Genomic DNA, 21,365 nt, shown 5'->3' with positions numbered 1-21,365 from the left:
GCAAGATGAGGCATGCCCATCGATGATCTTCCTGGCGCCATCCGGCTTCCCGACGGCACGCCGGTGCGGGGCCGGGGCCTGAGACGTCCCACGCCGCCAGGCGTCCTGCCCGACCACGGCCTCTACCTGGGCAGCCGTCGGCTCAGGCGCAAGCATGACCACGGCCTCACCTGGCCGCACGAGTGGATCGACTGGCCCGACTTCCTCCTGCCCCGAGACCGGGAGCACGCGATCGGCCGCATCCGGGCCCTGCACGAGCACGCGCGCGCGGGCCGCCGGGTCGAAGTCGCCTGCGGCGGGGGAGTGGGGCGCACCGGCACCGTGATCGCGTGCCTGGCCATCCTGTCGGGCCTGCCCGCCGACCGGGCCGTCGCCTGGACCCGGGCCGAATATCACCCCCGGGCCGTGGAGACGCCCTGGCAGCGCCGCTGGGTGCTGCGCTTCCCCGCGTCCTGACGGTGGCCGCCGGGACCCCGGGCACCATGAGGAGGAGGCCGGTCGAGGCCGTCCGGAACCCGTATGGTTGGGTGCCTTTGTGCTTGTGGACGTACTGGGGCTGGCCGGGATCGGCCTGGTCGCCGGAGTGGTCAGCACGGTTGTGAGCCTGGCCTCGATCGTGTCGTACCCCGCGCTGCTGGCCTTCGGCCTGCCGCCGCTGGCCGCGAACGTCACCAACACCGTCGCGCTGCTGTTCACCGGTGTGGGAGCGGCGGCCGGGTCGCGGCCCGAACTGGCAGGTCAGGGACGTCTCGTCGGCCGCCTCGGGCTCGCCGCCGCGCTGGGCGGCGCGACCGGCGCCGGGCTGCTGCTGGTCACGCCGTCGCGGACGTTCGAGATGGTCGCCCCGTGGCTGGTCGCGGGCGCCTCGCTGCTGTTGTTGCTGCGCCCGCCACGCCCCGGGCAGGTGAGCCTCGGCGGCGAGAGCGGCCTGGCGCTGCGCGTGGGCGTCTTCTGCGTCGCCATCTATACGGGCTACTTCGGCGCCGCCGGCGGGATCATCATGTTCGCCGTGCTCGCGGCGGCGCTCGACCGCCCGGCGGCGGGCGTCAACGCGGTCAAGAACGTCGTGGCGGCGCTCGCCAACGCCGTCGCGGCCGTCTGGTTCGCCGTCTTCGGCCCGGTCGACTGGGCGGCGGTGGGCCCCCTGGCCGTGGGGTTCCTCGTCGGCGGCTGGCTCGGCCCGGCGGTCGCGCGCCGCCTGCCCGGCCAGACACTGCGCCTCGCCGCGGCCCTCTGCGGCCTCGCGGTCGCGGTCAAGCTCGGCGTCGACGCCTACCGCGGCGGCTGAGCGGTTCTCTCCGGCGGCTCCCGCCGCGGGGCTGTCGCGTGGTTGCGCGCGGCTTATCGGGCGGCTGTGCCGCGGGGCGGCTCCGCCGCGGCGACGGCCTCGGCGTGCCGGGCCCGCAGGCGCTCCCGGATCTCCCCGGGCGTGTACGCACGCCGCCGCCGCTCGGCCCGCGCGATCACCACACCGGTCGCCGCGACACCCGCGAAGGCCGCAAGACCGAGTATCTTCCACCACCGCATGTGCCTAGGCTACTGGCGTGGCTCATACGCGGATAAGTCTCGACAAAGCGATCGAACTAGCCCGTACCGGCGACCTTTGGGTGTTCCGCGGACGCAGTGTGCCGGACCGCGCCATCCAGGTGACCACCAACAGCCCGGTGAACCACGTCGGCATGGCCGTCGTCATCGAGGACCTGCCGCCCCTCATGTGGCACGCCGAACTCGGCCGGTCGCTGCCCGACATGTGGTCGGGCACGCATCAGCGCGGCGTCCAGTTGCACGACATGCGGGACGCCATCTGCGTCTGGGCGGCCAGGTACGGCCAGCGCGCCTGGCTGCGGCAGTTGGAGCCGTCCGCCACCAGGGAGATGGAGGACGCCGTCCTGCGGACGATCGCGCGGCTGGACGGCACGCCGTTCCCGTCCACGGCCCGCCTGGCCGGGCGCTGGCTGCGCGGGCGACTGCCCTCGCTCCGGCGCGGGGGACGGGACGGCGCCCCCCGAACCGGTGTGCTGGACAGCGCACTGGAGACGGCCTACTGCGCGGAGGTCGTCGCCGTGACGTACGAGGCGATGGGCCTGCTGCCCGCCGGCCGCCGCCCGAACTGGTACGACCCCGGAAGGTTCTGGAGCGGCGACAACCTCGTGCTCAGCGAAGGGCATCGGCTTGGCGGCGAGATCGCGGTCGACGTCCCGGGCGGCGAGGCGCCCTGACGGGGCGTCGGGGCCGCGTGATGCCTACTCGCCGGTAGGCACTTGTTCAGAAGTTTTTCCCGCGGCCGTCAACCTAGGGCCGCCGAGGCGCGTCAGGTGTAGGCACCGTTCGTCCAGACCCGGAGGGCAGAGCCCCATGCCTACTCCTGAGATGAGACGCGAGGATCTCGCCGGAAGCACCGACCGAGAGCGGCAGGCGCGTCTCGCGCTCGACGCCATACGCCGCCAGGGTCCAGAGGCGGTGCAGGAGGAGACGCTCCGCATGAAGTCCGAGTTGTTCCGGTTGTATGGCTGGGAGGGGTACCAGCGGGTCATCGCCAAGATGGAGAGCGACCTGGCGCGGCTGCACGAGTCGCGCTGAGAGCCGCCGCCGGGAGTCACCCGGAGGACGCGCCGGTCAGGCGCCGTCCGAGCCACTCGGTCACTCGCCGCACGAACACGACCCGGTTGGCCCGCCGCCGGATCTCGTGCCCCTCGTCCTCGAACAGCAGCAGCTCGCAGGGCACGCCCCGGGCCCGGGCCGCGCGGACGACCTGCTCGGCCTCGTACGCCGGGACGTTGGTGTCCCGCGCGCCGTGCACCACGAGCAGGGGAGCCGTCAGGCGGTCGAAGGCGTGCAGGGGCGACAGGGCGTGCAGCAGGTCGCGGTCCGCCTCCGGATGGCCGTACTCGCTCACCGCGGCCGCGGCGATCCACGGCTCCGTGCGCTCGTAGAAGGTGGCGAAGTCCGCCATGCCGCACACGTCCACCCCGGCGCGGAAGAGCCGTGGGTACGTGACGAGCGCGGCCAGCGTGAGATAGCCGCCGTACGACCAGCCCAGGCACGCGAGCCGGGCGGAGTCGGCGAGCCCTGCCCGCACCAGGTAGGCGGCGCAGTCGGCCACGTCGTCGATCGCGCGGAAGCGCAGCGCGTGGTTGTCGGCGTCGCGGAAGGCCCGGCCGAACCCGGCCGAGCCGCGTACGTTCGGCGCGAACACGCCGATGCCGGCGGCCACCAGGCACTGGTACAGCGGGGTGAACACCGGTCGCTCCTGGTCCTCGGGCCCGCCGTGCAGGAAGACCGCGTACGGCGCCGGGCCCGGGACGCCGGGCGGCCGGTAGAGCCAGCCGCTGAGCTCCAGCCCGTCGCGGGCCGGGACGCGTACGAGTTCGGCACCCACGGCCGCGGCGAGCGGGCCGGTTCCGGCGACCGGCAGGTATCGGCCCGTGTCCAGGTCGCACAGCACGACGTGCGACGGCTGGGCCGGTCCCTCGACGGCGAGCACGGCCACCCGGCCGTCCGGTGCGAGCCTGACCGAGGAGACCACCTCACCGGGCGGAGCGGGGAGCGGGCGTCGCACCCACCCGCGGCCGCCGCCGAACCCCGCACCGAAACCCGCACCAGGCCCGGTGTCCGCGGTGCCGGCGTCATCCGAACCGCCGCCGGGGCCGTTGCCCGCCTCCAGCACCTCCAGTTCCGAGCGCCCGGCCGTGTTCCACACCAGCACGAGGCGCCGCCCGTCCACGGTGAGCGCGAAGCGGTCCAGTTCGGCGTCCGGGCGCTCGGCCACCACGACCGGCAGGCCCTCCCGGCCCCCGCCGACCGGCAGCTCGACCGGCGCGCCGACCAACCCGTCGACCGGCACGGCGACCAGCGCGGCGCGGTCCCGGCCCGCGTCGGTCAGCAGGTAGGCGGTGCCTCCGCCGGGCGAGAGCACGCCGTGCTCGGTCGAGCCGGGCAGCTCCGCGAGCAGCGGCCGCTCGGCGACGCCCCCGGCCAGGCCCGTGCCACCCCCGGGAAGGCTTGGGCCAGCCCCGGACAGGCCCGCGTCACCTCCCGGGAGGTTGATGCCGCCCGGGGAGAGGTCCTTGACGTACATGCGCCTGACCCCGCGGGGACCGCACCGCAGCAGCACCCTCGCGTGGTCGCGGCTGACCGCCTCCGGGTGCAGCAGCGGCCCGGCGGCGACCGTCTCCCGGCTGCCGGTGGCCGCGTCGATCAGCAGGGCCTCGGTCAGTCCGGCCGCCGAGACCTCGGTCACCAGGAGCAGGTCGCCCCGGCCGGTCCACTCCGCGAACCACGCCGAACCGCCCTCGGGCGCGGCCAGCGGACGCAGGTCGCCGCCGTCGGCGCGGACCGTCCAGACCTGCGTGTGCTCGCCGCCGCCCGGCGCCACGAGCACCGCCAGCCGGTCCCCGGCCGGCGACCAGCTCACGTCGGCGACCGGCTCGGGCCCGGTGTCGACGACCCGTGCCCGCCCGCCCGGCTCCAGCGGCTGGACCCAGACCCGCGGCGCGCCGTCCCGGTCGCTGACGTACGCGACGGCGCGCCGGTCCGGCGCCAGAGCCGGCGTCCAGCAGCCCCAGACCTCGAGAAACCCGGCGTCGGGGGACCCGGTGCCGGGGAACACAGCGCCGGGGAACACAGCGCCGAGGAGGTGCTCCGCCATCAGATTCCTTGCGCCTGCAGCCACATCTCCAGCAGTCCGAGCTGCCACAGCACGTTGACCCCCGTCGTGGTGCGGTGGGCCTCCCGGTTCTCCAGCAGCTCCTCGACGTACGCCTTGTCGAACAGGCCGCGGGAGCGCGCGGCGGGCGCGGTGAGCGCGTCGCGCACCAGGTCGAGGAAGGGCCCGTCGATGTGCCGGATCGCGGGCACGGGGAAGTAGCCCTTCGGCCGGTCGACGACCTCGCGCGGCAGCAGCGCCCGGGAGGCCTCCTTCAGGATGCCCTTGCCGCCCCCGGCCAGCTTCAGCTCCGGAGGGCACGCCGCCGCCAGCTCGACCAGCTCGTGGTCGAGGAACGGCGTACGGGCCTCCAGGCCATGGGCCATCGTCATGTTGTCCACCCGTTTGACCGGGTCGTCGGCGAGCATCAGCCGGGTCTCCAGGCGCAACACCGCGTCGAGCGCGGTCTCGGCGCCCGGCCGGTCGAGGTGGCGGCGGACGACGTCGGCGCTCACGTCCTCCTCGACCAGGTGGTCCGGTGCGACGATGCCGGCCAGGTCCTCGTGCGGCCGGTCGAAGAACTCCCGGGCGTACGTCGCGAAGGCGTCCTCGCGCGGCACGGCGGCCAGCGGGGGGAACCAGCGGTATCCGGCGAACACCTCGTCGGCGCCCTGGCCGGACTGCACGACCTTGACGTGCCTGGCCACCTCCCCCGACAGCAGGTGGAAGGCGACGCAGTCGTGGCTGACCATGGGCTCGCTCATGGCGCGCACCGCCTCCGGCAGGCCGGAAAGCAGGCGGGAGTCCTCGATGAGGATGCGGTGGTGGTCGGTGCCGAAGCGTTCGGCGACCAGGTCGGAATAGCGGAACTCGTCTCCCGCGTCGCCGCCGGCCGCGTGGAAACCGATGCTGAACGTCGACAGGTCCCGCTGGCCCTCCTCGGCCAGCAGGGCCACGATGACGCTGGAGTCCAGCCCGCCCGACAGCAGCACGCCCACCGGTACGTCCGCGACCATGCGCCTGCGGACCGCCGCGCGCAGCCGGTCGAGCACGGCCTCGCGCCAGTCGTGCGCGTCCATCCCCTCGTATCGCGGCAGCCGGGTGAAGGGCGGGTCCCAGTAGACCGTGTCGTGGGAGGTCCCGTCGGCCTCGACCGTGCGTACGGTCGCCGGGGGCAGCTTGCGCACGCCGGCGAGGATCGTGCGGTCGCCGGGCACCAGCGAGTGGAAGGTCATGTAGTGGTGCAGCGCGACCGGGTCGATGTCGGTGCTCACCTCGCCCCCGGCCAGCAGCGCGGGCAGGGTGGAGGCGAAGCGCAGCCGCCGCCCGTCTCCGGACACGTACATCGGCTTGATACCGAGCCGGTCGCGGGCGAGCGTCAGCCGTCCCGTCCCCGGTTCGAAGACGGCGAAGGCGAACATCCCCGCGAAGCGGTGCACGCAGTCCGAGCCCCAGCGGTGGAACGCCTTGACCAGGACCTCGGTGTCGGAGTCGGAGAAGAAGCGGTAGCCCTCGGCCCGCAGTTCCTCGCGCAGCTCACGGTAGTTGTAGAGGCAGCCGTTGAAGACCGCGGCCAGGCCGAGGGCGGGGTCCGCCATCGGCTGAGCCGCCTTGTCCGACAGGTCGATGATCTTCAAGCGCCGGTGGCCGAGGGCGACCGGGCCCTGTGACCACAGGCCCGACCCGTCCGGGCCGCGGTCGTGCATCGCGTCGGTCATCCTGCCCACCGCGCCGATGTCGGCGCGCCGCCCGTCGAACCGGATCTCGCCGGTCAGTCCGCACATGTCCTACCTCCCGGCCGCCGCGAGTCGCCGATCTCCGGATCTCGTCTCCGCCAGCAGGAGGTCCACCACGTCGGCCAGGAGGCCGCCGCGCCGGAACGCCTCGCGCTGCCGGGCGGCCGATCCGCCGTCGGCCAGCGCCCGGGCCGCGAGCGACGAGACGAGCGCCCAGTCGCCGGACTCCTCCAGCTGCGGCCGGAGCACCTCCAGCATCCGGCCGACGACCGTGCGGGCCGGCCTCGGCACGCCCTCGACGGGATCGACCAGCTCGCCGTCCAGTCCCGAACGCGCCGCCCGCCAGGAGGCGGCCCGCACCAGCTCCGTACGCACGGACTCCGCGGCCGCGGAGGGCGGCTCGTCGGCGGCGAGGGTGTCCAGCTCCCGGCTGACGAGTGCGCGGAACAGCCCGGCGATCAGCACGATGTCGTCCACCCGCGGGCAGGCGTCGCACAGCCGCAGCTCGACGGTCGGCACGTGCGCCGACGGACGTACGTCGAAGTAGAGCATGCCGGGATCGCTGATGACCCCCGACCGGATCAGCTCGTCCACCATCGCGTCGTACTCTTCGGCCGACTCGAACCGCGCCGCCGGTCCCGCGGTCGGCCAGCGCTGCCACACCATCGACCGGAAGCTCGCGTAGCCGGTGTCGGCCCCCATCCAGTACGGCGAGCTGCAGCTCAGGGCCAGCAGCGGCGGCAGCCAGGGAGCCAGCCGGTGTGTGACGGCCACCGCGAGGTCGCGGTCGCGCACCTCGGCGTGCACCTGGGTGCCGCAGATGAGCTGCTCGCGGGCGAGCGCCTGGTAGTCGGCCAGCATCTGCTCGTAGCGCGGATCGGGGGAGATCTTCATCGTCTCGGCGTCGACCAGCGGGACCGTGCCCGCGGCCACGATGCCCAGACCGAGGCCGTCCGCCGCCGCGACCGCGTCGGCCCGCAGCCCCGTCAGCTCCCGGGAGAGGTCCTCCAGGCTCGTGCACGGGCGGGTGTTGGCCTCCACCATCGAGCGCTGCAACTCCTGAGTGAACCGGTCGGGCGGCAACTGCTGAAGGAGCAGGCCGGCGCGCGGGACGAGCTGCCGGGTTCCCAGGTCCACGACGTGGAACTCCTCTTCGACGCCGACCGCCATGTCCCGTGCGAGGTGTGTCATGTAGCCGCTCCCCAGGCTGATGAGTGCTTTTGCCTCCTCTGCCCCGAAAGTCGGCTTACGCACGTCTCTGGTTTCGGATGGTGATGAAAGTTACAGGCCCTCACCGAGGACGGCCCAGCTCACCGGGGTCGCCCGTGGGCGCGCCTTGACCGGCCCGCCGCCCCACCGCCACGATCTCGGCGTTTCCAGCACGACCGTGACCGCAGGGAGCCCGATGACCGGCCGCGCAACCTCCGTCCGACGCCGCATCTGGGCGGCCGCCGTCGCCGCGGTGCTGCTCACCGCCTGGCCCGCCGCGACCCCGGCCGGCGCGGTCGACGACCCGCCCGCGCCGGTGACCGGCAGCGCGACCTACTTCGACGGCCTCGGCTCGCCGTACGGGGGCTGCGGCCTGCCGCAGTCGGAGCTGGACTCACAGGACTTCGTCGCGCTCAACGTGTACGACACGCCCGGCGACTACTCCTTCTACCCCCGGCCGCTGACCGGCGCGAACGCCTCCAAGGCCGGGCTGTGGAACAACGGCCTCAACTGCGGCCGGTACGTGAAGGTGAGCATCTCCGACTACTGCACCGGCGTCAACGACGGCGCGCCCGGCCAGGCGTTCTGCCGCAACGGCTCGTGGGTCTCCGACGCCTACAACGGCGCCACGCTCACCATGCTCGTCGCCGACAGCTGCGGCGACTCCAACGGCTGGTGCCGCGACGACCGGTATCACCTGGACCTGTCGAAGCCGTCGCTCAACAGGTTCGTCAAGAACGGGGCGCCGGTCGGGGACATGTACCCGAACCACTGGAACAACCGCCACGTGACCTGGTCGTTCGTCCCGGCACCCGGCTACAGCGGCGACATCAGGATCGGGTTCATGAAGGGCGCGCAGGCGTGGTGGCCCGCGATCGCGGTCTCCCACCTGCCCAACGGCATCCACGGGGTGGAGTACTACGCCGACGGCGCCTGGAAGCAGGCCCAGATGAACTCCGACATGGGCCAGTCGTACATCATCGGCGGGGTCACGCAGGGCGCGACGCGGTTCCAGATCCGGGTGCGCGACGCCTCCGACGCGCTGGTGAACGGCGGCCGGGTCTACAGCTTCGCCCTGCCCGCGTCCTGCGGATCGCAGTGCGGCGCGGACTACACGGAGGCGACCTACACCACGACGACGCCCAGCGGCTCGCCGTCACCGTCGCCGTCCGCGTCGCCCTCGGCGTCACCGTCGGCCTCGCCCTCCGCCTCGCCGTCGGCGTCCCCCTCCGCGTCTCCTTCTGCGTCCCCGTCCCCGTCCGCGTCGCCCAGCCCCAGCCCGTCCCCGTCGGCGAACCCCGGGACCTGCCAGGTGACCTACCAGGTGGCCAACTCGTGGCAGGGCGGATTCACGGCGAACGTCACGGTCAAGAACACCGGCACCGCGGCCTGGCAGAACTGGACGGTCACCTGGGACATGCCGTCAGGAGTGAGTCTCGTCAGCGGCTGGAGCGCGACCGTGACCTCCAGCGGCACCCGCTGGACGGCCAAGGCGCCCTCGTGGGCGACGAACCTCGCGCCCGGCGCGTCGGCGAGCTTCGGCTTCCAGGCGTCTGGCCCCTCCTCGCCGGGGGCGAGCGGGTTCACCTGCTCCTGACCTCCTACCGGTTCCCGGCCTCCGGCCGGCTCGCGGCGGTGCCTCGGCGCCACGCGAGCCGGCCGCTCCATGTCTGCCACGTCTGCCCCTGGGGGAGGAGAAAAGGTCCCGCGGCGCAGGGACCAGCGGCCCTGCCTCCGACGAGGCGCAGGCGGTCGGATAGGGGACAGGAGCAGAAGGAGGAGGAGCCATGACCGAACCCGTCATCGTGGGCACCGACGGCTCGCGCGCGGCGGCCGCCGCCGTGGAGTGGGCCGCGGGCGACGCGGCGCGCAAGGGCCTGCCGCTGCGGATCGTCCACGCGGTGGACCGCCTGCCGTACGAGATCGCGCGCTATCCCATCCCCATCGACGACCAACTCGACCGGGCCGGACGGCGGATCCTGGAGGAAGCCGAGCAGGCCGTGCGGGAGACCCACCCGGCCGTCCGCGTCGCCACCGCCATGATCGAGGGCGACCCGTCCCGGGTGCTGCGTCAGGAGTCCGGGAACGCGGCGGAGATCGTGATCGGCAGCAGGGGACACGGCGGGTTCGCGGGCATGCTGCTCGGGTCGGTCGGCATGCACGTCGCCGGTCAGGTGGACGTCCCCGTCGTCGTGGTGCGTGCCGGGGTGTCGGCGCCCCACGGGCTGGTCGTCGTCGGCGTGGACGGCTCCGCCGAGGCCGCTGCCGCACTGACCTACGCGTTCGAGGAGGCGCGGCTGCGCGACTGCCGGCTGCTCGCCCTGTACGCCTGGCAGCTCCCGGTGCACCCCTTCGCACCCGAGATCACCTACGACGTCGACGAGGTGCGCAAGGCCCAGGAGGACTACGTGGCGGGCGCGCTGCGTACCTACCAGGACCGGTATCCCGACGTCGCCGCCGAGATGCGGGCCGTCTGCGCGCACCCGGTCGCCGCCCTGGTCGAGGCCGGGGAGAAGGCCGACCTGCTCGTAGTGGGGTCGCACGGGCGCGGCGCCGTCGGCGCGGCGGTGCTCGGCTCGGTGAGCCGGGCGGTCCTGCACCACGCGCACTGCCCCGTCGCGGTGGTACGGCCTCCCCGGAGCTGAGACCGGGCGCGCTGGTCTCACCCGCGACTTGAGGGTTGGCGAGTGGCTGTCAGCGGATTCCCGGGAAAAGTCCCATATAGGACTTCAATGAGAAACTTGAAGGAGGAAATCCGGAGAGAAAAGGACCTCGTGTGACCGAGAACGACGTCATCGAATTCGTGACCGGCCTGCCGGGTGTCGTCGCCTTCACCGCCGCGGAGGACAACGGCGCCCCGCAGGCGGCATGGGGAGACACCTTCTTCTACTACGACCCCGACGACGAGCCGGCCAACCGGAAGATGCCCTTCGCCACGATCGTCGTGAAGGATTACGAGGGGTTCGACACCGCCTCCGACCTGAACCGCCCCGGCGTCTTCCGGGTCAACATGGGGGTCGGCCGCACCGTGTTCGAGGAAGTGCTCGGCTATCCGCCGGCCGCGCACGCCGACCACCACGAGGCGCTGGACTACCGGGTGCCGGACCGCATCCTGCCGCACCCCCTGTACGCCGCGCAGTCCTGGATCTGCGTGCTCAACCCCGGCGACGCCACCGGCGCGCGGGTGCGCGATCTCCTGACCGGCGCGCACGCCCGTGCGCTCGCCCGCCACAGGACGGGCGAGCGGACCACCCGCGCGTGACCCACCCGCACCCGCTGCCGCCCGGCGGCGGGTGTTAGCGTGGCCCGGGGGATGCGATCTTCGAGGAGGTCTCATGTCGGTTCTCGTCGCCTTCAGCGTCACGCCCATCGGCGCCGGTGAGGATGTCGGCGAGGCGGTGGCGGAGGCGGTGCGCGTGGTCCGCGCGTCCGGGCTGCCCAACCGCACCGACGCCATGTTCACCACGGTCGAGGGGGAGACGTGGGACGAGGTGCTCGGTGTCGTCAAGGACGCTGTCGCCGCCGTCGAGGCCCGCTGCTCCCGCGTCAGCCTGGTGCTCAAGGCCGACGCCCGCGCCGGGCAGGGCAGGCTCGACGCCAAGGTCGCCTCCGTGGAACGCCACCTCGCCGAAGGCGCCTCCTGACCACGGCCGGGCTGCCGATCCGGACGGGGACGGACTTCCCATCGGGCTGGGCGGAGCGTCGCGCCGAAGGCGGAGTCGCCCGCCTACGCACCCTGGGTAACCCGAACCCTGACACCCGTCCGGTCGCCCGTGGCGTCTATCGTCGCCGCATGAAGGTCTGTTCCATCGCCGCGCCGGCCACGGCCGAGGAGGCGGAGGCGATCCCGGACGCCCTGCGACCCCGGCTGGACCTGACCGGCCCAGGTCCCCGTGACCCCGCCCTGGTCGCGGGGGTGGACGTGGCCTATGCCGACGACCTGCTGGCCGCCGCGGTCGTGGTGCTCGACGGGACGACCCTGGACGTGGTCGAGCAGGTGACGGCGCCGGGACGGCCCGCCTTCGGCTACGTGCCCGGCCTGCTCGCCTTTCGCGAACTGCCCAGCCTCGTCGAGGCGCTGGAGCGGCTCACCGTCACACCCGACCTGATCGTCTGCGACGGGTACGGCCTGGCGCATCCGCGGCGGTTCGGACTCGCCTGCCACCTCGGGGTGCTCACCGGCCTGCCTACGATCGGGGTCGGCAAGACGGCCTTCGTGGGCTCCTTCGAGCCGCCCGGCCGGGACCGCGGCTCGTGGAGCGACCTGCTCCTGGACGGCCAGGTGGTCGGCCGCGTGCTGCGCACCCGGGACGACGTCAAACCGGTCTTCGTCTCCGTCGGCCACCGCGTCGACCTGGAGACCGCCTGCCACGACGTGCTGGCCCTGACCCCGCGTCACCGGCTCCCCGAGACGACGCGCGCCGCCGACCGCCTGTCCCGCTCGGCGCTGAAGGCCGCCCTGGCCGCCTCCGCCTGACGAGCGCCCGGCGAACGCGGCACACACCCCCGGTTCCTCACCCCGTCATCGCGCCGTGTAGCCGCCGTCGGCGACCAGCACGCTGCCCGTCATGAACGAGGAGTCGCGCGACAGCACGAACTCGACGACCGACGCGATCTCGGCGGGCTCCGCCAGCCGGCCGAGCGGGATGTTCGCCGCCGAGTCCGCGAGCGTCCTGCCGAGGCGCGCCTGCTCTCGCTCCAGCATCGGTGTCCTGGTGCCGCCGGGCGCCACGGCGTTGAAGCGGATGCCCCGCGCGGCGTTCTCCAGCGCGAGGACGCGCATGAGGTTGATGACGGCCGCCTTGGACGAGCTGTACGCGCTCAGCCCCGGTGCGCCGACCGTGCCGAGCTCGGACGCGATCGCCGCGAAGGAGGGGGCGGTAGATCGGGCGAGAAGCGGCAGGGCCGCCCGCGCCAGCACGAAAACGGCGCGCAGGTTTACGTTGAGCACTTCGTCGAACGTCCGCGACGGCGTCTCGGGGGCCGGCGCGGTGTGACTGATCCCCGCGCAGGCCGCGACCCCGTCAAGGCATCCCTCGGCCTGTCCGACGTCGTGGAGCAGCGATTCGACGGCGGCCTCGTCGGTCACGTCCACCGCCCGGCTGACGATCTCTGGACTCAGCCTTCCCAGGCCGCGTTCGTCGAGGTCGGCTGCCCACACCCGCCAGCCGTGCTCGTGCAGTCGTCGCGCGGTCGCGGCGCCGATTCCCGAAGCGGCTCCGGTCACCAGGACGGTTCCAGGCATTGTGCTTCCTCTCTCCCCGGATTCCCGGTACGGCATCTCCGACCATCCGTCAACCGGTGGAAATGTTCGTCAAATTTGAGCGAGCTGTGGGGCCGACAATATGCCTCCGCCTCTGCGGGATGTCCAGGCCTCGATACGTCAAGGTTCGATAACGCCAGCCGTATACGTGGGCTGGCGTGCCCGGTTGCCCTGCGCAGACCTTGAGGCGGCAGAGAGGGCTCCCCTTGAGGGGCCCTGGAGATGGGGTGGAGGCCTGTGTGAAATCGATGTGAACGCCATCCGCCCTCTAGACAAGCCTGGAAGAGCTCTGTCACATTTGAGGAACTTGATCGACCCTTGGCGACGGGCGCCGGGGCTCCGGGGAGAGTCCCGTCATCCTGGGCCGCCCGGTCCGGCAGCGGTCATCCGACGGCCGCTCCCGCCCGTGCCTCGCCATCGGCAGGCCGTGGCGAGCGGCCGTGCCCGCCCCGGCTTGGGTGGCGCGGCCCCCGAGGCCGCCCGGCAGAAAGGAATTCAGTGGACCTCAGCTCGGACCAGCGCTTTCTCCGGGCGGCGCGGGTGTATCCCGCCCTCGGCGACGACGTCCTGCACGACGCGGTGATCGAGGTGCGGGGAGACCGTGTCGTGCGGGTGTGCGCGGCCGCGGACGCCGCCGAGGACCTCGCCCGGCCCGGCGTGCGCGTGATCGACTACGGGGACGCCACCGTCGTCCCCGGTCTCGTCGACGCGCACTGCCACATAACGCTGACCGGGGACGGTACCCCGTACGAACAGCAGGTTCTCGACTCGGACGAGATGATGGCACTGATCGCCGTCAGCAACCTGCAGCGGCACCTCGCCTCCGGCGTCACCACGATCCGGGACAACGGCGGGCGCAACCGCATCGTGTTCGAGGTGCGGGAGGCGGTCGAGCGAGGCTATGTCAGAGGCCCCCGGATGCTGCTCGCAGGCCGCCCCATCACCCATTCGTACGGGCACTTCTACTGGTGTAACGGGGTCGCGGACGGGGCCGACCAGATCCGCGCGGCCGTACGCCGCCTGGTGGCCGAGGGGGCCGACCACATCAAGATCATGGCCTCCGGCGGGGCGACAGCGGGCAACATCCCCTACTACTCCTCCTACACCGCCGCCGAGATGCGCGTCGCCGTCGAGACGGCGCACGGCCTGGGCCGGTTGACCACCGCTCACTGCCGGGCCACGTCCTCGATGGTCAACGCGGTCGAGGCCGGCCTCGACTGCATCGAGCACGGCGAATTCCTCGTGCCGGGCGAGATGATGGAGTTCGGCGGTGGCGTCGCCTCCAGCGGCCGCATGGTCTACGACCCGGCGGTCGCCCAGACGGTGCACGACGCGGGCACCTTCATCAGCTTCACGGCCCAGACCGGCGGCTGGGAGACGCTTGTGGAGCTGCGCCGGCGGGCCGAGCACGGCCCGCTCGGCGACGTGGAGAAGGGCCGGGTCTCCGCCATCGAGGCGTACTTCGACATGAAGCTCGGCATCCTGTCGTCGATGCTGGCCGACGGCCTGGGGCCGCGCATCGCGATCAGCAGCGACGCCGGTCCGTACGACGTCGCCTTCGGCGGACTGCAGCACGGCATCGAGCTGGCCGTGGCGGCCGGCATGTCGCCGCTCGCGGCCATCCGCGCGGCGACCGCGGTCGCCGCCGAGGCGTGCGGCATCGCCGACCAGGTGGGCACCCTCGCGCCCGGCCGCCTCGCCGACCTGCTCGTGGTCGGCGGCGACGCCACCCGCGACGTCTCCCGGCTGTGGGACGTGCGGGCCGTTTACCAGAGCGGCCGGCTTGTCGCCCCGCTCGTCGCCGACTCGGGCGCGGACACCGGTGTGGTCCCGCTCCTGCCGGCCCGCCGCGCCGCCTCCGTTCCCGACTGCTGAGACGTGACCGTACGTCGCCCTGACGACCCCCGAACCACCCCCGTCCGAGAGGTGAGCAGAACCCCATGTACCCACGAGACCTCAAGGGATACGGCCGGCGCCCGCCGCACGCCGGCTGGCCGGGCGGCGCGAAGGTCGCCCTGCAGTTCGTCGTCAACTACGAGGAGGGCGGCGAGCGTTCTGTCCTGCACGGGGACCGGTGCTCGGAGGCGTTCCTGACCGAGGAGCCGACGCGGGAGTTCCCCAACATCCGCAACCTCAACGTCGAGTCGCAGTACGAGTACGGCAGCCGCGCCGGGTTCTGGCGGCTGCACCGGCTGTTCACCGAGCGTGGGCTGCCGGTCACGGTCTTCGGCATCGCCGAGGCCCTGCAGCGCAACCCCGAGGCGGTAGCCGCCATGCGGGAGGCGGAGTGGGAGATAGCCTGCCACGGCCTGCGCTGGATCGACTACGCCGAGATGCCGGCCGAGCTTGAGCGGGAGCACATCCGCCGGGCGATCGACCTGCACACCAGGGTCACCGGCGACAGGCCCGAGGGCTGGTACACCGGCAGGATGAGCCCGCACACCCGGCATCTGGTGGTGGAGGAGGGAGGGTTCCTGTACGACTCGGACTCCTTCGCCGACGACCTGCCCTATTGGGAGCATGTCGGCGACCGGGCGCACCTGGTCGTCCCGTACACCCTGGACAACAACGACGGCCGCTACCTGAACACCTACGGCTTCCAGTCGGAGAGCTTCTCCGCCTATCTGCGCCGGGCCCTCGACCTGCTCCGCGAAGAGGGGGGCGACCGGCCGAAGATGATGAGCGTCGGGCTGCACACGCGTATCGCCGGCCGCCCCGGCCGTGCCGCCGACCTGGTGCGTTTCCTCGACTACGCCGCCGAGGCGGACGACGTGTGGGTGACCCGCCGCGTCGACATCGCCCGGCACTGGCACGCGACGCATCCCGCGTCCTGACGGGGGACGGGCGATGCGTGTCCTGGTGACCGGAGCCTGCGGCTTCGTGATGAGCGTGTTCATCCGGTGCTTCCTGCGTGACCACGAGGAGGCGCGGGTGCTGGCCCTCGATGTGGGCGAACCGGACGAGGCTTGGTCGAGCCACCTGGCGGACGTCGCCGGCCGGGTGGACTTCGAGCGCTGCGACGTGCGCGACCGCGCCCGCGTCGCGACACTGTTCGCCCGCCACCGGCCCGAGACGGTGGTGCACGGCGCCACCGTGACCCTGGTGCCCGAGTGGGAGCGGGAGGACCCCGGGCGGTTCCTGGACGTCAACGTCATGGGCACCGCCACCGTCCTGGACGCAGCCCGCCGCGCCGGTTCGGTCGGCCGGGTCGTCCACGTCAGCAGCGCGGCCGTGTACGGCGCGGGCGACCCCGGGCGGACGGAGCCGCAGGACGAGGACACACCTCTGGAGCCCGACGAGATGTATGGCGTCAGCAAGGTGGCCGCCGAGATGGTGGCCAGGAGGTTCGCCGCCCTCTACGGCATCAGCGTGCCGATCGTGCGCTGCACCAAGGTGTTCGGCCCGATGGAGCGGCCCACCTCCTCGCGGACCTTGATGTCCCTGCCGTACCACCTGGCGCGGTCCCTCGTCGCCGGGACGCCGCTGGCGGTGACGCCCAGGACGCTCCTGGCGGCCGGTGACTGGATCAGCGCGGTCGACGTCGCCGCCGCGCTCGACCTGCTGTGCAGCGGGCCGGACGTGGGCAGCGTGGCGTTCAACCTGGCCGGCGGGGTCAGCGTCCCGGTGCCGCGGCTGGCCGAGCTGTTCGGCGTCGAACTGGCCGCCGACCGGGAGCGGGCGGTCGCCGACGCCGACCCCGCACTGCGTTCGGGCAAAGACGGGACCTACAGCGTACGGAGGGCGGCGCGGCAGCTGGGATGGCGACCGCGTGACCTGCGGCGGCAGGTGGACGAGTACCGGGAGTGGGCCCTCGCGAACTGGAGTCCCGAGAACCGTGCTCCGGAGTGCCCCGGCACGCCCGTATAGGCGCACTTTCACATTCACGCGCCATGTATGGCCTACATCGTCAAAAACACGCATCAAGATCCATAGATCGTCAAATTTATCGTTTGGAAACCCGAGATGATGCTCAACCGAAATCCGCGCGGCGTGTCCTGGTCGTGTCGCCCGCCGCACACCACCGGGAGAGACCGATGGCGCCAGACCACGCCCGCCCCGGCCCGCCGCAGCTTCGCGGAGCCGGACGCATGAGCACGCGACGCACGACCGGAACCGCCATTGCAGAGGCGCTCGCCGCCAACGGGGCCGCCCTCGCCTTCGGCATCCCCGGCACGCACAACCTGGAGTTGTACCGTGGCATGGCGGCGAGCGGGATCCGTCACGTGGTGACCCGGCACGAGCAGGGCGCGGGGTACGCCGCGGACGGGTACGCCCGTGTCACCGGCCGCCCGGGGCTCGTCGTCACCACCAGCGGGCCCGGCCTGATGAACGCCATGGCCGCGATGGGCACGGCCTACGCCGACTCCGTCCCGCTCCTGGTGCTGTCGCCCGGTGTGCCGACCGGCAGGGAACGCGCCGACTACGGGTGGCTGCACGAGATGAAGGACCAACGGGCCGCCGCTGACGCCGCGGTGGCCCGCAGCGTCCGGCCCGGCACCCCGGCGCAGGCCGTCGACGCCGTCCACGAGACCTTCGCGCGCTGGGCGGCCGAGCGCCCGCGTCCTGTGCACATCGAGGTGCCGCTGGACGTGCTGGAGGCGCCCTGGGACGGCGACGTGCCGGGTCCGTGGCGCGCGCCGCACCCGCCGGCGCCGTCCCCGGCCGCGGTGGCGGAGGCCCTCGCCTGCTCACGCGGGCCGGATCCCCCGTGATCGTCGCCGGGGGAGGCTCGCTCGGCGGTGCCGCGCCCCTGCGGGTGGCCGCCGAGGCGCTCGGCGCGCCCGTGGTCACCACCACCGCGGGCAAGGGGGTGCTCGACGAGGACCATCCGCTGGCCGTCGGCCCCTTCCTCGGCTTCGCCGCCGCCCGGAAGCTGATGGAGGACGCCGACGTCCTGCTCGTGGTCGGCAGCGAACTCGGCGACGCCGAACTGCCGGACCGCCTGGCGCCGCGCGGGGCCGTCATCCGGGTCGATCTCGATCCGGCCCAGCTGCACAAGAACCTCCGCGCCACGCTGCCGGTGCACGCCGACGCCCGGGAGGCGCTGGCCGCGCTGGCGGCCGGGCTCGCCGCGTCCGCTGTCCCGGCCGGCCTCGCCGGAACGGAACGCGCCGGGGAACGGCGGGCGGCCGAAGCCCGGGCCGGGTGCCTGGAGCAGGCCGTGGAGCGCGGCGACCGGTGGCGCGAGGCGCAGGACGCGCTGCGGGCCGAGCTGCCCGGCGACGTCGTCGTGGTGGGTGACAGCTCTCAGGTCTCCTACCTGGGCACCGCGCCGTTCTGGCCGCTGTCCGAGCCACGCCGCTATCTGGTGCCGGTCGGCTACTCCACCCTCGGGTACGGCCTGCCGGCGGCGATCGGGGCGCGGCTCGCGGAGCCGGCGCGGCCGGTGGTGGCCCTGCTCGGCGACGGCGCGTTCATGTTCAGCGCCCAGGAACTGGTCACCGGCGCCGAGCTGGGGCTGCCGCTGCCGGTGGTGATCCTCGACAACCACGGCTTCGGCGAGATCCGGCAGAACATGCTCGACCGCGACATCGCACCGTACGCGGTGGACCTGGCCCGCCCCGATTTCGCGGCGCTCGCCCAGGCCATGGGCTGCCACGGCGTCCGCGTGACGAACGCCGCCGAGGCGGCCAAGCAGGCCGCCGCCGCGCTGACGGCCGCACGGCCGACCGTGATCGTCTGGGAGGTGGGACCGTGAGGGCCCTACAGAACATGATCGACGGGCGGTGGCGGGACGCCGCCGACGGGCGCACGTCCGACGTGGTGGACCCGAGCACCGAGAAAGTGATCGCGACCGCCCCGCTGTCCGCAGCCGTGGACGTCGACGCCGCCTGCCGGGCGGCCGGGCGGGCCTTTGCCGGATGGCGGCGGACCACACCGCGCGTCCGGCAGGAGCTGCTGCTGCGGCTGGCCGACGCGGTCGCGGCCCGGGCCGGGGAACTGGCGCGGGCCGAGTCGGCGAACACCGGCAAGCCGATGGCCGCGTCGGGGGCCGAGGTGGCCGAGTGCGTGGACGTGCTGCGGTTCTTCGCCGGCGCCGCCCGCCTCCTGGAGGGCAGGTCGGCGGGGGAGTACCTCGACGACCACACCTCGATGATCCGGCGCGAGCCGGTGGGGGTGTGCGCCCAGGTGACGCCGTGGAACTACCCGCTGATGATGGCGGTCTGGAAGATCGCCCCGGCGCTGGCGGCGGGCAACACGGTGGTGCTGAAACCCGGCGACACCACGCCCCTCACCACGGTGCTGCTCGCCGAGATCGCGTCCGGAGTTCTGCCGTCCGGCGTCGTCAACGTGGTGTGCGGCGACCGAGACACCGGGCGCGCCCTGGTCTCCCACGGGATCCCGCAGATGGTGTCCATCACCGGGTCGGTCAGGGCTGGGACTGAGGTGGCCGTCGCGGCGTCGGCGTCGCTCAAGCGCCTCCACCTGGAGCTCGGCGGCAAGGCGCCGGTGCTGGTCTTCCCCGACGCCGAGCTGGACGTCGCCGTCCGCACGGTCGCCGAGGCCGGGTACGCGAACGCGGGCCAGGACTGCACCGCGGCCACCCGGGTGCTGGTGCACGAGAGCGTGCACGACGAGTTCGTGGCGGAGCTGACCGCCGCCGCTGCGGCCGTCCGTGTCGGGCCGCCGGACGACCCGGAGGCGGCGATCGGCCCGCTCAACAACGCGAGCCAGCTCAGGCGGGTGTCCGGATTCGTGGAACGGCTCCCGGCGCACGCCACCGTGACGACCGGCGGGGCACGCGCGGGCGGCACCGGCTACTTCTTCGCCCCCACCGTCGTCGCCGGCGTGCGGCAGGCCGACGAGGTGGTGCGCGAGGAGATCTTCGGGCCGGTGGTGACCGTGCAGCCCTTCGCCGCCGAGGAGGAGGCCGTGGCGCTCGCCAACGACACGGCGTACGGCCTGGCCTCCAGTGTGTGGACGCGGGACAACGCCCGCGCGCTGCGCGTCGCCGCCCGCCTCGACTTCGGGGCCGTGTGGCTCAACACCCACATGACGCTGGTCTCCGAGATGCCGCACGGGGGCTTCAAGCACTCGGGCTACGGCAAGGACATGTCGGCCTACGGGTTCGACGACTACACGCGCATCAAGCACGTCATGAGCTTCACCGGGGAGCGGTGAGCGGCTGCCGCCGCGCACCGGACACGTCCGCCCGGACCGGGCCGGGCCGCGGGAGGGGGCCGGCGATCCGGCGCCCGGCCGGTCGGACGACCAACCCAGAAAAGGAAAGGTAAGTGAGAACGTGAAGGTTTCACGCACTTTGTGGGCCGTCACCTCGCTGGCGCTGGCCCTCACCCTCACCGCCGCCTGCGGCGGAGGGAGCGGGAGCGGCGACGCCGGGGCGTCCGGCGACACCGGTTCCGTCACCTACGCCGGCTTCGGCGGCACGGGCCAGGAGGCCATCGCCAAGGCGTGGCTCGACCCGTTCGGCAAGGAGAGCGGTGTCGGCGTTGTCCAGGACAACCCCGTGACGTACGCCAAGATCCAGCAGATGGTCGACGCCAAGAACGTGACCTGGGACATCGCCCAGGGCGGCGCCGACTTCGGGTTGGAGGGCAACCCGCGCCTGGAGGACATCGACTGCTCGGTCGTCTCCTGCGGTGACTACGCGAACGGGCCGTTCAAGGTCTACAAGCAGGGCGTGCCGCTGTTCGTCTTCTCGATCGTGCTCGCCTACAACACCGATAAGTTCGGGGCCAACCCGCCCAGGAACTACGCCGACTTCTTCAACACCGCGAAGTATCCCGGCAAGCGGGCCATCGACGGCACCGCGGGCTTCCAGGGCATCCTGGAGGCGGTGCTGATGGCGAACGGCGTGCCCCGCGACAAGCTCTACCCGCTCGACGTCGACCGCGCGCTGAAGCTGCTGGAGCCGATCAAGGACGACCTGATCGTCTTCAAGGACGCCGCGGAGTGCATCAACCTGGTCTCCTCCGGCGAGGCCGTGATGGGCAACTGCTACAACGGGCGCGTCAAGCTGGCCAAGGACGAGGGCCAGCCGATCGACAACACCTGGGGCCAGCAGATCTACCTGTGCGACTACCTCTTCGTGCCGAAGGGCGCCCCCGACAAGGCGAACGCGATGAAGCTCATCGCCTACATCGCCTCGGCGGCCAACAACGGGAAGATCACCCAGTACATCCCGTACGGCCCGGCCAACCCCAAGGCCACGGCCTCCGGCACGTACGCCGCCGATGCCCCGACCGCCCACGTGCTGGAGGGCGAGGACGCTCCGATCGTCATGGACTCCGCCTGGTGGAACGCCAACATGGAGAAGGCGATCGAGAAGACCACCGCTTGGCTGGCGGGCTGACCACCGTGACGGCGGCCTGACCGTGCCCGAGAGCGAAACGTGCTCGCACGCGGAACGCGGAGCGAAACGAGGAGCACAGTGAGCGCACTTTCCCAGATTCAATCCCGTGCGTCGTCCCCCGGCCCGCAGGCGAGTCCCGCGGCCGGCTCGGACGGCCGGGCCGGCCGCGGCGGCGGGCCAGGCGGGGGCCCGGCCCGC

The 21,365-nt window shown here is 72.9% G+C and carries 21 protein-coding genes; 16 read left to right on the top strand and 5 right to left on the bottom strand.

Annotated elements, in window-relative coordinates; translation table 11 throughout:
- The first annotated feature begins 12 nt into the window (after positions 1–12).
- A complete protein-coding gene (locus tag B1L11_RS34855; protein WP_079319582.1) occupies positions 13–456 on the top strand; it encodes a protein-tyrosine phosphatase family protein in 444 nt (147 codons plus the stop codon).
- 85 nt (positions 457–541) lie between these two features.
- Positions 542–1,288 (top strand): sulfite exporter TauE/SafE family protein, encoded by a 747-nt coding sequence (locus tag B1L11_RS34850; RefSeq protein WP_218671497.1) that lies wholly within the window; start codon positions 542–544, stop codon positions 1,286–1,288.
- Between the two features lie 53 nt (positions 1,289–1,341).
- On the opposite strand, the gene B1L11_RS34845 is transcribed toward B1L11_RS34850, so the two are convergent.
- Entirely contained in the window at positions 1,342–1,527 is a 186-nt protein-coding gene (locus tag B1L11_RS34845; RefSeq protein WP_079319581.1) for a hypothetical protein, read from the bottom strand.
- 32 nt (positions 1,528–1,559) lie between these two features.
- Here B1L11_RS34845 and B1L11_RS34840 point away from each other — a divergent pair, with 32 nt between their 5' ends.
- Both B1L11_RS34840 and B1L11_RS34835 read left to right on the top strand, forming a co-directional pair.
- Positions 1,560–2,219: a hypothetical protein gene (locus B1L11_RS34840; RefSeq protein ID WP_218671499.1), complete on the top strand. Its 660-nt coding sequence runs from the start codon at positions 1,560–1,562 to the stop codon at positions 2,217–2,219.
- Positions 2,220–2,370: 151 nt separating this feature from the next.
- A complete protein-coding gene (locus B1L11_RS34835; protein ID WP_079319579.1) occupies positions 2,371–2,580 on the top strand; it encodes a hypothetical protein in 210 nt (69 codons plus the stop codon).
- A 16-nt stretch (positions 2,581–2,596) separates the two neighbouring features.
- Here the strand turns inward: B1L11_RS34835 and B1L11_RS34830 are convergent, their stop codons facing one another.
- The 3 genes from B1L11_RS34830 to B1L11_RS34820 are packed head-to-tail and all read right to left on the bottom strand — an operon-like array spanning position 2,597 to position 7,572.
- On the bottom strand, positions 2,597–4,648 hold the full coding sequence (locus B1L11_RS34830; protein ID WP_079319578.1) for a prolyl oligopeptidase family serine peptidase: 2,052 nt from the start codon (positions 4,646–4,648) through the stop codon (positions 2,597–2,599).
- Positions 4,648–6,429, bottom strand: coding sequence for an N-acetylglutaminylglutamine amidotransferase (locus B1L11_RS34825; protein WP_079319577.1), 1,782 nt, complete (start codon positions 6,427–6,429; stop codon positions 4,648–4,650). Before B1L11_RS34825 ends, B1L11_RS34830 begins: the two co-directional genes overlap by 1 nt.
- 3 nt (positions 6,430–6,432) lie before the next feature.
- Positions 6,433–7,572, bottom strand: a complete 1,140-nt coding sequence (locus B1L11_RS34820; protein ID WP_079319576.1) for a glutamate--cysteine ligase — start codon at positions 7,570–7,572, stop codon at positions 6,433–6,435.
- Positions 7,573–7,786: 214 nt separating this feature from the next.
- Here B1L11_RS34820 and B1L11_RS34815 point away from each other — a divergent pair, with 214 nt between their 5' ends.
- The 5 genes from B1L11_RS34815 (at position 7,787) to B1L11_RS34795 (ending at position 12,067) form a co-directional block, all read left to right on the top strand.
- Positions 7,787–9,187 carry a cellulose binding domain-containing protein gene (locus B1L11_RS34815; RefSeq protein WP_079319575.1) on the top strand — a complete coding sequence of 467 codons (1,401 nt, stop codon included), beginning with the start codon at positions 7,787–7,789 and terminating at the stop codon, positions 9,185–9,187.
- A gap of 190 nt (positions 9,188–9,377) precedes the next feature.
- The gene (locus B1L11_RS34810; RefSeq protein ID WP_079319574.1) at positions 9,378–10,235 is read left to right on the top strand and encodes a universal stress protein; all 858 of its coding nucleotides are present in this window, start codon (positions 9,378–9,380) and stop codon (positions 10,233–10,235) included.
- A 131-nt stretch (positions 10,236–10,366) separates the two neighbouring features.
- On the top strand, positions 10,367–10,852 hold the full coding sequence (locus B1L11_RS34805) for a DUF6194 family protein (RefSeq protein ID WP_079319573.1): 486 nt from the start codon (positions 10,367–10,369) through the stop codon (positions 10,850–10,852).
- Between the two features lie 73 nt (positions 10,853–10,925).
- Positions 10,926–11,234, top strand: coding sequence for a thiamine-binding protein (locus B1L11_RS34800; protein WP_079319572.1), 309 nt, complete (start codon positions 10,926–10,928; stop codon positions 11,232–11,234).
- A gap of 149 nt (positions 11,235–11,383) precedes the next feature.
- Complete coding sequence (locus tag B1L11_RS34795; RefSeq protein ID WP_079319571.1) at positions 11,384–12,067, top strand: endonuclease V; 684 nt, start codon at positions 11,384–11,386, stop codon at positions 12,065–12,067.
- A 45-nt stretch (positions 12,068–12,112) separates the two neighbouring features.
- Here B1L11_RS34795 and B1L11_RS34790 read toward each other — a convergent pair whose 3' ends face one another.
- Positions 12,113–12,835, bottom strand: a complete 723-nt coding sequence (locus B1L11_RS34790) for an SDR family NAD(P)-dependent oxidoreductase (RefSeq protein ID WP_179155466.1) — start codon at positions 12,833–12,835, stop codon at positions 12,113–12,115.
- 516 nt (positions 12,836–13,351) lie between these two features.
- Between B1L11_RS34790 and B1L11_RS34785 the strand changes: the two genes are divergently transcribed.
- From B1L11_RS34785 to B1L11_RS34760, 7 genes are all read left to right on the top strand, one after another.
- Positions 13,352–14,728, top strand: a complete 1,377-nt coding sequence (locus B1L11_RS34785; RefSeq protein WP_079319569.1) for an amidohydrolase family protein — start codon at positions 13,352–13,354, stop codon at positions 14,726–14,728.
- A gap of 65 nt (positions 14,729–14,793) precedes the next feature.
- Positions 14,794–15,687, top strand: a complete 894-nt coding sequence (gene puuE / locus B1L11_RS34780; protein ID WP_079319568.1) for an allantoinase PuuE — start codon at positions 14,794–14,796, stop codon at positions 15,685–15,687.
- 13 nt (positions 15,688–15,700) lie between these two features.
- Positions 15,701–16,720: an NAD(P)-dependent oxidoreductase gene (locus tag B1L11_RS34775; RefSeq protein WP_079319567.1), complete on the top strand. Its 1,020-nt coding sequence runs from the start codon at positions 15,701–15,703 to the stop codon at positions 16,718–16,720.
- Between the two features lie 221 nt (positions 16,721–16,941).
- Entirely contained in the window at positions 16,942–17,565 is a 624-nt protein-coding gene (locus B1L11_RS48920; RefSeq protein WP_218671496.1) for a thiamine pyrophosphate-binding protein, read from the top strand.
- The gene (locus B1L11_RS54290; protein WP_218671495.1) at positions 17,562–18,551 is read left to right on the top strand and encodes a thiamine pyrophosphate-binding protein; all 990 of its coding nucleotides are present in this window, start codon (positions 17,562–17,564) and stop codon (positions 18,549–18,551) included. Before B1L11_RS48920 ends, B1L11_RS54290 begins: the two co-directional genes overlap by 4 nt.
- 14 nt (positions 18,552–18,565) lie before the next feature.
- The gene (locus B1L11_RS34765) at positions 18,566–19,975 is read left to right on the top strand and encodes an aminobutyraldehyde dehydrogenase (RefSeq protein WP_079319566.1); all 1,410 of its coding nucleotides are present in this window, start codon (positions 18,566–18,568) and stop codon (positions 19,973–19,975) included.
- A 121-nt stretch (positions 19,976–20,096) separates the two neighbouring features.
- Positions 20,097–21,167 carry an extracellular solute-binding protein gene (locus B1L11_RS34760; RefSeq protein WP_179155465.1) on the top strand — a complete coding sequence of 357 codons (1,071 nt, stop codon included), beginning with the start codon at positions 20,097–20,099 and terminating at the stop codon, positions 21,165–21,167.
- Positions 21,168–21,365: the final 198 nt, after the last annotated feature.

The organism is Microbispora sp. GKU 823 (genome assembly GCF_002027145.1).
GTDB lineage: Bacteria > Actinomycetota > Actinomycetes > Streptosporangiales > Streptosporangiaceae > Microbispora > Microbispora siamensis.
This window is presented reverse-complemented; position numbering and strand designations above follow the sequence as displayed.